The sequence below is a fragment of the Aquiflexum gelatinilyticum genome, from assembly GCF_024741135.1.
GTDB lineage: Bacteria > Bacteroidota > Bacteroidia > Cytophagales > Cyclobacteriaceae > Cognataquiflexum > Cognataquiflexum gelatinilyticum.
This window is the reverse complement of record NZ_JANSUY010000021.1, coordinates 57,813-72,653: the sequence shown is the minus strand read 5'-3', so window position 1 is coordinate 72,653 and position 14,841 is coordinate 57,813. Positions and strand designations below refer to the sequence as shown.

Below are 14,841 nucleotides of genomic sequence, written 5' to 3'. Positions count from 1 at the left end.
ATTATTCTATGATCCAATCTCTCACAACTCATCAAATAAGTGGATTGGTGGATGGTGAAGTGATTTCCCAATCCGGGCAAGGGCTTGTAGCTTGGATTTCCATTGATTCCCGAAATATCCTTGAACCGTCAAAAACACTTTTTGTAGCGCTCAAAGGGGCGAAGTTTGATGGACATGATTTTATCAAATCTGTACATGAGGAAGGAGTACGAAGCTTTTTGATTCAGAAAGGAAGCACCGTTTTAGATAATTTGACTACAGACAGTACCTTCATTGTTGTGGATAACCTACATGAGGCTTTACAAAAGTTAGCAGCCTATGAGCGGTCCCTTTTTTCCGGTCCTCTGGTCGGCATCACAGGAAGCAACGGCAAAACCATTGTCAAAGAATGGCTAGGACAAGTTTTGGGGCAGAAATATGCAGTAGCCAAAAGCCCAAAAAGCTACAACAGTCAAGTGGGTGTACCGCTTTCGGTATTTGGAATCGAGCAAAACCATCAGGTTGCTATCATGGAGGCGGGCATTTCCAAGCCTAGGGAAATGATGAAACTTGAAGCTATTCTCAAGCCTGAAATTGGAATTTTTACCAATATCGGAACTGCACACGAGGAGGGTTTTGAATCCCAAAATCAAAAATTGGCTGAGAAAGCTATACTTTTTGAAAACAGCAAGCTTATCATATACAGGAAAGAACATTCAAAAATTCATGATTTGCTTACTTCCAAATATGATTCAAACAGACTCATCTCTTGGTCAGATACGGCAGGAGCAGACTATACACTTTCAATCAAAAAGGAATCAGACCGATCCAAAATCCTGCTGATGAAGCCGGATTTGAGTGTTTTTACTTTTTCGGTGCCCTTTGCGGACCAAGCTTCTTTGGAGAATATCCGACATGTGATTGTGGCCTCTCTTTCTTTGGGGCTAGATGAGGCATTGATTCAGGAAGGCCTTAACCACCTCAAGGCGGTCGAGATGCGGCTTACTTTAAAACCAGGAATCAATGACTGTCTGATAATCGACGATACCTACAACAATGATTTGGCTGGATTGAGGTTGGCTTTGGACTTTATGGCTGCGCAAAGGCCAAAAAGAAGGAAAGTCATTGTCCTTTCTGACATGCTTCAGGTCGGAAATACTGAAATCGTCTATACAGAAGTTGGCGAACTTCTGAATTTCCACCAAATCGATTTCTTCATCGGGGTCGGAGAAAAGATAAAATTGGTCACCAATAGCTACCAAGGTAAATCCGTGTTTTTCCCAAATACAGAAGCATTGATTTCCCATATTTCCCAAGAGGATTTTGAAAATGACCTGATACTGGTGACAGGGGCCAGAAAATTCGGATTTGAGGCGGTTGTCAACAGGCTTCAACAAAGGATTCACGGGACGACTTTGGAGATTAACCTCAATGCTTTGACCCATAACTACAATTTTTACAAAACCCAAATCTTGCCAAACACCAAAGTCATGGTCATGGTCAAGGCCTTTGCCTATGGCGGTGGGGCAGCCGAAATCGCCAACCACCTGCAGCAATTACGTGCAGATTACCTTGCTGTGGCCTATACTGACGAGGGGGTTGCACTCAGGGAAGAAGGCATCCGACTGCCGATTATGGTGCTCAATCCTGTTCAGGAGTCTTTTATCCACCTTGAAAAGTTTGATCTAGAACCTGTAGTGTACAGTCCTGATTTTTTTAGGCAGTTAGGTAAATTTTGCCAAAACAGGAATATCTCCATGAAGGTCCATTTGGACATGGATACGGGCATGCATAGGCTCGGTTTTGAACAGGAACATGTTCAAGAATTGATTTCAATGATCAAAAGTTATCCACAATTGATCATTGAGAGCATTTACACTCATCTAGTGGGTGCAGACGAGGAAATCCACAGGGATTTTTCATTGGCGCAGCTTCGCAGTTTTGTAGAAATGTGTGATACCATCAGCGGTACTTTGGATTATAAGCCTATGAGGCATGCACTCAATTCGGCAGGCATCATCCAATTTCCTGAATACCAAATGGATATGGTCAGGTTGGGAATCGGTCTCTATGGCGTCGAGGTGTCGGGGAAATTTGAAACCCATCTCAAGCCTATCAGTACGCTGAAAACCACCATTTCCCAAATCAAATCAATCCCCCAAGGTCAAACAATCGGATATAGCAGAAAGGGAAAAATGGATGAAGACGGTAAGATCGCAACCATCGCTTTGGGCTATGCAGATGGCTATGACAGGAGATTCAGCAACGGTAAAGGTTTTGTCTTGATCGATGGGAAAAAGGCGCCTGTCATCGGCAATGTCTGCATGGACATGACCATGATCAACATCACGGGAATCGAGGCCAATGAAGGGGATGAAGTAATTATCTATGGCCCCGGAATTTCCCTGAAAGAACTTTCTGAAAGGATCGGAACCATCCCTTATGAATTGCTCACCAATATCAGCAGCCGGGTAAAGCGTGTGTATTATCTTGATTGAGTGGATTTAGCCATAAATCATTTATCAAAACTTTGGGTCAATCAAAGCTAAATCAATTAATCCTTTTTTCTACAAGCCTGATTTGGTATCTTTACGTCATGTAAGCACTTGAAATTCAAATTTGATCTTGTAGGAAAGTCCACCTTTTATCAATTTTTTAACGCTTACCGGTACTCCTCCAACACCTATTGCCGCCATTGGATTTGCTGATTTTATTGCAAAAACTATGTTGAATGCCTAGTAATTGAAATAAATCTGAAATAGTAATTCCAACGTCTCAAAAAGAATAATCATGAATTTAGCATCAGTTCAAGAACTAACAGAAGAGCTTGTCGAAATGGATACAGCCAAAATCTTATTTGCCTCATTTGAAAAAATTGATCCAATTACAAACCTCTTAGACGATTCTGAGCTTGTCTATGATCAGATTCTGTTGGATGCTGGAAAAGAAAACCCCAATCCCGTTTTCAATTTCATGAACCTAAAACCTGCTATCGAGCAAGCGACCGACTTAGGGTATAACCTGATCATCGGTACGGATTTGACAAACGAAAGAGTGACTATAGCTGTCAAAAAGGATGAAAAAAGTGGATTTGTAATCCTCAACAGCCACCAATTGGCAGCAATTTTATTGAAAATCTGGAAAGATTCAGGGAAATATGAAGACATGGTTTGCCTAAAATCCATCCATACTTCGGACTTGATAGAAAATATGGCCATTAGATCAGGTTTGAAATTCCAAAGCGAAATCATTGAACCGGGAGATTTGAGAACAAAAATGGCGGAGGTTCAAAAGGTCTATGAAAATAGCCCAATCTGTGCTTTCAATATCGATCAACAGGTCTGCCATTCCGCTTTGGACTTTTCCAAAATCATAGTGGAGATCGCCCAAAAAGAAAATGAATTGAAATCTTCAGGGCAAACTTTCTTTGATTACCTGATGGAAATCTACAATGAATTTGGCTTCTACAAGGAAAAAACCATTACGGTGGATTTAAATACAGATGCACAGCGGTCGCATTTACTTTCGATTATGGATAACCTCAGGAAAAATCCAAAATCCCTTGAATCTACTTTTCCTCTTAATAGTGTCACTGATTATAAGAAAGGAGTCAAATTCAATATCCTCACCGATAAAGTGAATTCCTTTGCGGGAAGTACGGACAACATCCTGAAAATCGAGTCTGCTAATAACCTTTCGGTGACTTTTGCTCCTTCCAAAACAAAAATGGTGTACTACATAAGCATCAAGGGAGGTTATATTTCCAAAGAAAAATATGTTATGAGAAACAAAGAGATGGATGCAGAAATCCTGCGGGTCATCCAGATGTTTAACAGAGGTCTCTGATCAAAAACGATCCCCAATCCTAAGGTTTGGGGATTTCCTTTTTTTGCCTGTTACTTTTTTGTATTTGTATTTCCACTTTGCCCATGAATGTTTGGGAACAGCCCTAAATGATTGGACCATAATCAAAACCTGAATTCCCAAAATCACAGGAAAAATGGTTTGGAATCCCCAACCCAAATCGAGAAAAATCCCAAACAATGCAGGTCCTATTGCCGAACTCAACACCATAATGGATGTAAAAAGACTCCTGACCGTGCCTATATAGGTTTGTCCAAAAAACTCCACCTGAAGGGCTGCAACAGTAGCACTCCCAAAACCCACTGAAAAACCCATCAGGATATTGTAAACAAAAATCCCCCAGACATTGGGGATCATCCAAATGATCAACAAGGCGACCATTAGTGGGAAAAGATAAAATGGGAAGAAGGTCTTAGCCTTATACTTGTCAATGAGCGGACCCGAAAGCAGGATGCTCAAAAAACTAGCGACAGCATAGGAAGTAAGTCCCGCAGCAGCCAATCCTATATTCCAACCTTTGAAGTCAATGATGGCAAATTGGTAAAAGAAAAGTCCTGTAACTGCAAATGGGATAAAAAAGATATTTGGAGCCAAAAGCCAAAACGGCTTTGATTTCATGATGTCTCTTTGTCTGACACGGTCCACCTTTTTTTCATCTGAATCTGTAACCACCACCTCTCCCGACTCGCTTACCAAATGTTCAGGTTTCAAAACCAATAAGGTAAATACCGTTACTACCATACTGACCAAAGCCGCATTGAGCCAAAGAGATTCCCGCCACCCTATCTTCGCTATCACAATCAAGATAATCGCAGGCAAAACCGCCTGTCCCAAGGGATGCCCCAATGAAGCCAGGCTGATGGCTTTGCCCCTGTTTTCTTCAAAATACCGGGACATGGTGGTGATCGCGATATGGTTATAGAGTCCCTGACCTGCCAATCTCAATCCAAAAAAAGCAATAAGGATATACCACCAAGCCTGAGAAATACTTAGAAAAAACAAGGAAATGACAAAAGTCGCAGTGGTGGCCAAGGTGAATCTTGGTAGAGGAACGGAATCAATGAGTTTCCCTAATTTGGGTAAGGCCACCGCAGCACCGATGGTAGCAAGCCCATAAAAAGTACTCAACAATCCATTGGAAAGCTTGAATTCTTCCATCAAAAACGGGACATACATGGCCAACAAAAATGTCTGTCCAAAACTTGACAAGGCAGTCATGATGATTCCAAAAATCACCATCACGCGGTTTTTACGGACAAACTGAAGGTAGTTCAAGTTCAGAAGGTTGGTTTGGAGTGTTTAAGATCAGCTATTAACTTCCCACAAAGTCTTATAAAGTTACGTCAAATAATATCACTTCCTTACTAGACTGTTCTAGTATTAAATCTCAATTATTTTGGGAAACATATTAAACCGGGATAAAAAGCAAAACCCTGCTTTGTCTTCACAAAGCAGGGTTTTTCAATCTCGTTTCTCGCCTCTCGGCTCTTGTTTCCAAATCATTGTCCCACCAAGAATACGGCATTGGCAACCAAGAGCTTTCCTGATTCCCAAAACGCCCTGAACATCGGATTGTCAGCCATATAGACTATCTGACCACGACCTTGGTTTTCTACACCATAGACCATTGATTTTGGCATTTTTGGTTTGATTTTGTTTCCGATATAGCCAAATCTATAGGCAGCAGCATCCGGGATTATTCCTACGTTGACACCGTTGTCAAGGTAAGCATAGCGGGAACCGTTGTTTTTCAAAGTATAGAATTTGCCATCCATTCCAAATCCCAGCGGATGTGTCGGATCGATTTTCACCTGATAAATGGCTCCTGCGGCAGTGGTAGAAATTCCCATCCTTTCACGTTCTTGATAAGGTTCGAGTCTTTCTATATTCTGGATTTCCTTTTGCTCTTTTTCAGCAGCTTTTTTCTCGTCCTCAGTATCGTATTGGCTGAGGTCAAAACCGTTTTTGTCTGCAAAAGCATTCAGCGAATTTTCCATGGCGATCAATTTACCGCCTGCCCTGACCCAATCCATCACCTTTTTCATGTTGTTTTCGGAAAGGTAACTGCCCCAACTTGAAGGAAGGATGATGACATTGTATTTGCTCAGGTCAAATCTGCCAAGGCCATCCGCATCAAGGATGCTTACAGGGTAGTCGAGCTCCTGCTCAAAGAAATACCAAAGTTCACCGAAGTTCAAAGAAGAAGTACCCGCACCGCTCATGATGGCAATTTTTGGTGCTACTATGGTTTTGACTTCCGAAGAACCAAAATCCCTTCCTTTGTCCACATAAGCAGAATTACTCCTGTCCAAAGCTATCTCGAACTTGTTAGCAATGTCAGTTACTTTCTTGTCAAAGTCGGAAACATATTGATTTCCGTTTCGGTGGATGATCAAAGTCCCGATGGGATAGGACTTCCCGTTGATGTCAAAGGCTTTTTCTGCAAAACGAACCCTGATTTTGTGATTGATCAGAGCCGCCAAAAACTTGGCGTGTTGTGTTGCATTCCAAGGGGCAAGGTATGCCAAAGGAGTTCCGTCTACTCTATTGGCTTCAAATGGCGTCTTTTCAAATTTCTTTCCTGCATCCAACCTTGTCTCCAAGGCATAAGCCTGCACGCCATAAGCATAAGGCAGAGCCCAACTAGTGATGTCATAGGTAATGCTGTCCTGCAGTTTGGCTTCAGGTTCAAACAATACCTGTGTCAAAACAGACTTCGATTGGTAAGCATTGACCACAATGTCTTTGTCTGTAGCGGCAAAAGTCGCAGCTTTACCGGTATTGTAATCCAGACCTTTCAGACCTGATGCCGCTTTGGCATAGCCATATTGGATTTTATTTTTGTCAAGCAATGCCAAAAGCGCCATGACACGCTCTGGGTTTTGGTCACCTTTGATTACAAAGCTTTTGTATTTGGCTTTTGGATTGCTGCTGCTTGTTTTAAAGTAATTGGCAAATTCATCTGCAAGCCTTTCCGCATTTTGGGAAGTGACTTCCACCGCAGAAATTCCTGCCGTATGCTGATGCTCGATTCTTTCTCTCAAGGTTACTGTATCACCGAGGGCATTGAGCATTCCCAATCCTGCGCGGCCAGAACCTCCCTTTTCGATGGTCATTCCGATTGCTCCATTGTACATGGGATAGGTATCTCCATAAGAAGGATAGAGCAAATCAAACCGTTCTTTGGTAAAATACATCCAACCTTGCTCATCAAATTTTTTGGCTGTATTCTTCCCATAGATGACCTGAAATTCATTTTGAAAAGGGGAAACTTGATCGTGGACCGGCTGTGCTGCAGGGGCAAAATAAAACGGATCATTGATCCCCTGTTCGTGGTAATCCACAAAAAGATGCGGCATCCAATCATGGTACAGTTTCAGTCTTTGCTGCGTTTCTTGCTGTGTCTGCCAAGCCCAGTCTCTGTTGAGGTCCAGAAGGTAATGGTTTGGGCGTCCACCCGGCCAGGGTTCTGAATGTTCCATGGACTGCGGATCAGGTTGAAGCCTTTTGTTTTGCTTTTGGTTATACCAAACTGTATATCGGTCCTTTCCATCAGGATTGGCGCAAGGATCTAGGATCAGTACTTGGTTTTTCAACCATTCTTTGGATTGGGTATTTTTTGGATCTGCTATTTGCCAAAAAGTCATCATTGCGGCTTCTGTTGCCACTGCTTCATTGCCATGGACATTGTATTGCATCCAATTCAGGGCAACTTTGGTGGAAGGTGTACCCTCCAAAACCCCGGTCCTGCGAAGGTTATCTTTGCGGATATCTTCCAGTTTACCCATATTATCAGGAGTGGAAACCATGGCAACAAAGAGCGGTCTGTGCTCATAAGTTTCTCCGTAATAAACCAGCTTTACATTGGGAAGGGTGGCAGCCAAATGCTCAAAATAGGCCACAACACGGTGGTGGGGCGTAAATCGATCACCCAATTTGTACCCAAGGAATTCTTCAGGGCTTTTTTGGGCAAATGCGGAGAAGGTCAGGAAAAGGACCAAAACCAAAGCGTAAATTTTTCTCATAAAGGAATATTTGAATGTAAAGGGCGGTAAGATAAGGGGAATTGCAAAACCCTGCAAAAGAATTGGATTGAAGGAACAAAGATTGGGGGATAGCTGGTGAAATAAGGGGGAATAACAGTAAAATAATCAATGCTAATTCAGCAATAAAAAAAGTGGGACCTAAGGGATTCGAACCCATGACCTCTGCTCTGTCAAAGCAGCGCTCTAAACCAACTGAGCTAAGATCCCGATTTGAGGCTGCTAAAATCAGTAATGATTTTGGGATTTCAAAATCCTGTTTTGATATCTTATCAAAGTAAGGTGATTCTAGAAATAGCTTGGATATTTAGTTCAGGTGAAAGCTCCTGATAAGCCAACACTTCCAAGCCTGGAAATTCCAATTTGATCAGGTCTTGTATTTTTCTCCTGATTTCTACCATCGTCAGAATACATGGTAAATTATTGGGATCATGGTAATGAGAAAGCTCAGAATTGATGGCATAAAAAATATCATCCTTATCCGCCTCATTTAATTCATCCTTCAAAAATTTATCTTCTACAGTCGGGTCAAGTAAATACGCAAGTAAGGTATTGTTTCCCTTAGATAACTTATTTGACAAATATCTTTTTGATTTTACCCTGATGGCATCGGCATAATCACTCGAAGTATATGTTTTGGAATTGAGGCTGGAAAGTATTGGGTTGAACTGGTAAGGAATAAAAGTGATGTATTTTGCAGAATCCACCAAAATGGGCTGGTCTATTGAAATATAGGTTTCAAGTATCTCAATATAGTTCCTTACCGAAATCTGGTCTTCCAACAAATTCCTAATGGTTTTTACCAAAAACAAAAGGGAGGATTTTTTTAAAACTGCCTGTACAAGATTAGGATATGTTTGCCTTAAATTTTCGATTTCATAATCCTGCAATTCCATATTCCATAATGCCGAAATATTTTTTCTAATTATGGCACTGACCATTAGGATCACATAACCCGCCCAATCCCAAGTCATGTACCCTTTGCTTTCAAGCATTTGTTGCAATCCGCCATTATCAGTGACCAAGCTCAAAGTCCTATTATTTGCAGGATTTAGGATCGGAATACCTTCTAATTGGTATTTGGTCAATTCATCAAGAGGAATATCCGAGACTACATCTTGTTCTCCAATAGTCTTCGAAGGAGGAAATCGAAAGTCATTGATTTGAAGACAGAAATGATTATGAGGTATGGCTGTGTCCCACACTATTTCAATCTTTGGGATGCGTACTCCTAACTCAAAAAACAAGCCATCTTGCATCAAAGGTCCCATCTCATTAAACCTCATTCTTTGCTTATTCTTTTTATTTTTTATTACATCGGGTAAAAATAATTTGAGTTTCAAGAAACGTAAATCATTGGAGATATGCTCATAAATTTCTTCACCATTTTCCATTAAAATGACATTGTTCTTGGACTCTAAGGGTACTAAGCCTTTTCTTATAGAAAAAAAATACCTGACAAAAGACCGTAGGTAATTTTTGAATTCCATTCTTGAAAGATTTGGAAACCTGTTCTCTAGCCGATACTGTCCAATACTCTTTCGGATTTCATCAGAAATTTCAGAAGAGATGAAACTTTCCCGGTTTTGAAAAAGTATTTTGGGCACTTCGGATTTCAAAAAATCAGAATCTATATCAGTTATATTTCGAAACCCATAAGAAAACCTACAATCCAATTCGTTGATTCTGATGATAAGGGATTCCGACTGGTCTTTTACTTTTCTCAATTCCAGTTTAACAGGTGCCTCAATTCCCATATCTTCAGAAAATTCCAAACAGATACTTTTAAAGTACCCCTCCAATTCACTGATACCAGTCTTGTGAATCTCCTTGGAGACATCAGGATTTAGGAGCAATTCAATTTTTATAGAAGATTCGGCCATAGTCTGATGGGTTTAAAACAAAAAATTAATCTTTGAATTCTATGACTTTAGAAGGTTCAGCTACATAATCCCCGATGATTTCCCTTTGGGACATGACCAACAAATCAGGGAATTCTAGCTCTATTAGCTTTTTCAAATGAATCCTGATTTTGTGGTCGGTTACGATGACGATTTTAGGATTTTGAGCCAAAACACCATCCCTGAAACTCAGCAATAAATTTTGACAAAGCTGGGGTTCGAGCGCGAGGTAATGGAATTTGCCTGTGAATTTGAGATTCTCTTTCAATACTTCTTCGAACCTTGGACCCAGCCAACTTGCTGTCTCCATTAAATCATTGCCCGGAAGTCTTTTCTTTATGGAATTTTTGATCCTTAATGATTCAATTATTTCCTCCAAAGAGGATTTTTCAAATTGTTTTAAGAAAAATTCTGCGATTTCATTAAAATCCAGAATTGGTACACGCTCGACAAGCAATGCTTTGCATACTTCATTCAATCCAATTAGCTGATCAGGAGAATTTACAATTGCTTTGATTTCTTGGTTTGGGTTGAATTCACATTTGATGCTGATGTCTTCCAGAATTATCAGGTCACCAAAATTCCTGATGAAAACGTATTCAAGATAAAGGAAAAGGTATTCTATTGGGTCAAGGAAATTCATGGCAGAATTTTCTTGAATTTCACTTTTGGGAATCCAAAATGATTTCCCGTTTTGCAAAGGATTGAATGCCTCAATTTTATCTTGGTAATTGCCGATTTCCTCCTCTTTTAAGATTCCGCAAAGTCTATCAGGATAAATGAAATTTTTTACCAAGGGTATTTCATTGACACTTATCATGATGGTGCTTTCAGGATGTAAGTAAATATTTGGCCTAAATAGAACTCCCGGAATCCTTACCCCATACCGATTTTCAATTTTATTCCTCAATTCCTTTAATTTCTGAGTGACCTCTTCCTGCAATTCAATCCCTGATTTTTTCATGATCAGCATATCCAAGTCAGGATGGTATTCCACTAAAATCGGGGTTACCACTGGGACCAATTTCAAGGGGCCGTTGCCAATAGAATCCATAAGTTTCAATCTCCTCCTAAATTGATTCAGTTTAGGTCGGTAATTTTCTAAGCTCCCATCCAAAGTAATCGCCCTTTGAAGCGCATTTATATTTTCATTGATGGAATTTGGGTATTCATTAAGGTTTCTTTTTTCTAGCCCCAATGACAAATTGTGGAAATACGAACTTTGGGATCCGTCCAATTCTATAGCATTCTTCCAGTTATCAATAGCATCTTCAAATTCTGAATTTGAATAATACTGATTTCCAGCCCTATTGATTGATTTTGCCAACTCACTTTCCAAAACACTTTTATAAGAGTTTTTCTTATCCAGTTTAATGGCTTCCCGTAGTGAAAACACGGCTTCTTTCCAGCTGAGTTTATAAAAATTAGCAGTACTGAGGTTTACGTGGCATTCCGGTCTAGAATCATCCAAAGCAATTGCTTCATTAAAAAATAACATGGACTTGTTTAAGAATTCATCTCCCCGGGCTGTGATATAAAATCTCAAATAGACATTTCCCAAAATATTTTTAATAACCGAAGCTGATTTGAAAGAGTATTTGGAAACAACTTCCTGAATTTCTGATTCATGCCTGTTTTCATTGTAATAAAAATACCAGAACAAACTTAGGAAGCTTCCGTTTTCGGTATTCTTCCATATGCGAACAATTGAAAGAATTTCACGACGGTTGATTTCGAAATCCTGAAACAATTTTTCAACAGATTTGGAGATATTTTTATTTGATCCTGAATGGCTTCCAAGTACTTTATTCAATTCCATGAAAACAGCAATCAGTTTTTTATCCAAATCAATCCCGGACCCATTGTGGGATGGTAAGCTTTCTTCGGGTGTCGCTATTTTGGTCTGTAATCCCTGACGATGGTTTTGGAGAAAATTCACTGTGGAATCCATGATAAAAAATTTTCCAGAGTCAAATCCAAAGGATTTCTCCCGCTCCCAGATTTGCATTAAGTCTTTGATATCCTCACTGGATATTTTTGATTCCATGGAGAAATTATTGGATAAGGTCTCAAGCTGGTCTAATAATCTGAAAAAGATTTTTTTAACAATAGCGGCGTTTAAGGATAAAATAATGTTGTGATTTTGGGGAGTGATTGCCAAAAGTCTGTGGCAAAGCGCAATGACATTATCCTGGCTTTTTTCAAGATATGATCCGGAAAGTACATTGATGAGGGATTCAATTACCAAAAAATCATCTTCGATAAGTTGTTCTGAAGGTAGATTTACAAAGTAATCCACCAGCAGATTATCATCATCCACCATTAAAGAAGATAATCGGCTGTGTTTCTTTATAGTTTCTTTGGCTTCTTGAAATATTAATTTGGCTTCTTTTTCAAATTTTTCTTTTTCTTGATAATGCTTAAATGTCTCTTCTGACAGGGTTTTGATTTCGCTTTTGAGATTCGCTTTTTTTATTGCCAGATTGACTTTGTCTTCTTCCAATTTTTTGGATTCTGAGGATTGATCCAAATCAATCCTTTCCATCCTTAAATCTGAAATCCTATTGATATCTGATCCCTGATCTATTGAAACTGTTGCCGCTCTTTTTTTAGGGTTTCTTTCCTTTTCGGAAATTTCATTTAATTCTTTTTCAATTTTGTCAATTTCAGCTTCGGCTTGTTTCGTTCGATACTCCGAGTCGTCAATGGCTTTTTGGAGCTTTATTAGCTTTTCTGAAGCTGCTGAAGTAATATATGGCGCAGATTTGATAGCCAACATCTTCCAATGCGGTGCTATCAATTTGGCGTTTTCATAGCAAAGTTTTATTTTTTCCCACTCTCCCAACCAATCAAATACATTGATCAAGTTGGACCACACAGCTGCTATTTCAGGAGAAAGGTTCTCGGCTTTTTCGTACAATTCTTTGGCTTTGAGTAACATCAACTGATCCCCAAAATGATGAAAATACCTAAGGTAGGCATTGCCAAGGTCGTTCAAAACAAAGGCTTCAGACGTTTTGAATGCATTTTCAGGAATTAATTTTTGGTCAGAGCTGTCCGATTCTTCTTTAAAAGCTTTAAGATGGGAGGAAACTGTTTTCCCAAATTTTTCATATCTCAGCAGCATTTCAGAACTGATGGAATCATAATCTGAGTTGTGGGATCCCCCATATTCTGAGAGGCTAAAAGAGCCTAATGAAGGATCAGTAGCGATAGCTTCCAGAAACTTTGCCCTACAGAGCATAAAGTCACCCTCCTCAGCAGCAATTCGAGCAAGCCTATAATTGAGCTCACCGATAAAAGTCTGTGAGGTAATCGCTTTGATGTCTATCGCTTCAATCAGGATTTTTCTGGCTTTTTCATTTTCACCGGCAAGCCAAAGAAGGTTTGCGGCAGCACCCAAAGAAGCTATATTTCCTGCATTGATTTCTATTACCCTTTCAAAAGCCTGAATCACGCGCTTAGACCTGTCAAGGGTGATTTCTCCCCTGCGTCTAAAATTGAAATCCAGTTGATTGGCCAAAAACCAATGCGACATCTGAAAATTCCTGTCCAGGTCTATAGCGTTTTGAAAGTAGATCAACTTCATATTGGAATCAGATTCCAAGAGACCTTTGACCAACTGATACATTGGATTTATAGAAGTCCTATTGGGTCCAATTGCTTCGACCCACTCTAGATGTGCCTTTGCTTTATCCAGTGAGTTCAAAAAACAAGATGCCATAGAAGCAACCAAGTGCGCTTCTAAAAGCACTTCTGAATGTTTTTGAAATATACTAGAAACTTTTCTATTCTGTTGTTTTCCGAATTCGAGACTTCGGCGAAGAAATTCAAGTTTGGTTCGCTCCTTGACTTTTCCATCGCGCTGATATAGTTCAGTGATATTTTCGATTACAGGTTCAAGGAGTTCAGGAAGGGAAAAAATGGGGTTTCTTTTTCGTCCTGATTGGCCTGCAAGAGAATTTCGGTAAATCCTGCATTTGCAATATCCGATAACTGCCATTGCCCAGGCATGCCTGAAATCAATGTGGTGGATGATAGAATTCCATCTCAACCTCAAAAACCTCCTAAACCAATGGGAAGGTATCCCGATGATTGCATATAAATCTAAAGCCTCCTTGAATAGACCGATGGCTTTTTCATATCCATCAATTGTATTGGACTTTGCAAAATCATCTGCTTCAAAGTACAAAGCCTGAGCTTTGAGAAAATCTGTAGGAAAAAGTTTGATCTTTTCCTTTACATCTTCCTCTATCCTAGCATAAATCTCTGTTGAAACCCTGGAATAAACCCTCTCCAAAATCTGTTTGTATTCAGATGGACTAAGGTCAGGGTCAATATCTCCTTTTTCTGCGATTCTGAATCTTACTGGACTTGCCAAAGTAGATGGAGCATCTTCAGGTCCTATCCTGACCATGGGGCTGACCTGGACAAATAAGTTCCCTTCCAAATCCTCCCTAAGTGCAAATGAACCATGAACATGGATATGTGAGGACTTTCTATTTCTAGAAGAAAGTTTTTCTGATACACCGGAATTACTTTCTTTTACTAAGATTGAAAACCTTCTGATCCTTTCATTGAGCATTTCCATCAGGTCTCTGTGGAGGTAAAGGCTCAATTGGTCGGCACCTTTGCAAAGCGAAGCTACCTTAAGCTCGGAATCAAAATATTGAAATCCCTCAATCCAAAATGTATATCTAAACGGCTCTTTGGATTCCTGAAGCAACAAGCCTGTATACCTGGCCAAGAAAAAATAGATAGCCGAAAATAAAAAAAGCACTAGGAAAACCACATGGTAAGGACTAGAGAAAGAATCCAAAAAATCTTTCCATTGTAATCCGATTGCAAATAGCTCTTGGCCCTTTTCTAAAAGCAAAAAAACCACCTGTAAAACCGCAAGTATAATCGTGAGATAACCCGCTACCGAACTGGTTTTTTTGCGACGTATAAGAGAAGACTCCATGTCTTCTATTTGTGAAAGCTGCTCAGAGGATAAGAAGAGGTCTTTTAAAGCCATGTATTCTAAAAATCAGATTTGCGAAAAATAAAATCTC

6 protein-coding genes and 1 tRNA gene are annotated in these 14,841 nt (G+C 39.9%); 2 read left to right on the top strand and 5 right to left on the bottom strand.

Going from position 1 to position 14,841, the window contains the following annotated elements:
• Positions 1-8: 8 nt before the first annotated feature.
• Both NU887_RS18090 and NU887_RS18085 read left to right on the top strand, forming a co-directional pair.
• Positions 9-2,477 (top strand): bifunctional UDP-N-acetylmuramoyl-tripeptide:D-alanyl-D-alanine ligase/alanine racemase, encoded by a 2,469-nt coding sequence (locus NU887_RS18090; RefSeq protein WP_258424791.1) that lies wholly within the window; start codon positions 9-11, stop codon positions 2,475-2,477.
• A 292-nt stretch (positions 2,478-2,769) separates the two neighbouring features.
• Positions 2,770-3,825 carry a phosphohexose mutase family protein gene (locus tag NU887_RS18085; RefSeq protein WP_258424790.1) on the top strand — a complete coding sequence of 352 codons (1,056 nt, stop codon included), beginning with the start codon at positions 2,770-2,772 and terminating at the stop codon, positions 3,823-3,825.
• Here NU887_RS18085 and NU887_RS18080 read toward each other — a convergent pair whose 3' ends face one another.
• The 5 genes from NU887_RS18080 to NU887_RS18060 form a co-directional block, all read right to left on the bottom strand.
• Positions 3,826-5,118, bottom strand: a complete 1,293-nt coding sequence (locus NU887_RS18080; protein ID WP_258424789.1) for an MFS transporter — start codon at positions 5,116-5,118, stop codon at positions 3,826-3,828.
• A 224-nt stretch (positions 5,119-5,342) separates the two neighbouring features.
• On the bottom strand, positions 5,343-7,868 hold the full coding sequence (locus NU887_RS18075) for a M14 family metallopeptidase (RefSeq protein WP_258424788.1): 2,526 nt from the start codon (positions 7,866-7,868) through the stop codon (positions 5,343-5,345).
• A gap of 153 nt (positions 7,869-8,021) precedes the next feature.
• Positions 8,022-8,096, bottom strand: a tRNA-Val gene (locus NU887_RS18070).
• A 62-nt stretch (positions 8,097-8,158) separates the two neighbouring features.
• Positions 8,159-9,769 (bottom strand): FHIPEP family type III secretion protein, encoded by a 1,611-nt coding sequence (locus NU887_RS18065; protein ID WP_258424787.1) that lies wholly within the window; start codon positions 9,767-9,769, stop codon positions 8,159-8,161.
• 25 nt (positions 9,770-9,794) lie between these two features.
• Positions 9,795-14,804, bottom strand: a complete 5,010-nt coding sequence (locus tag NU887_RS18060) for an FHIPEP family type III secretion protein (protein WP_258424786.1) — start codon at positions 14,802-14,804, stop codon at positions 9,795-9,797.
• Positions 14,805-14,841 lie beyond the last annotated feature (37 nt).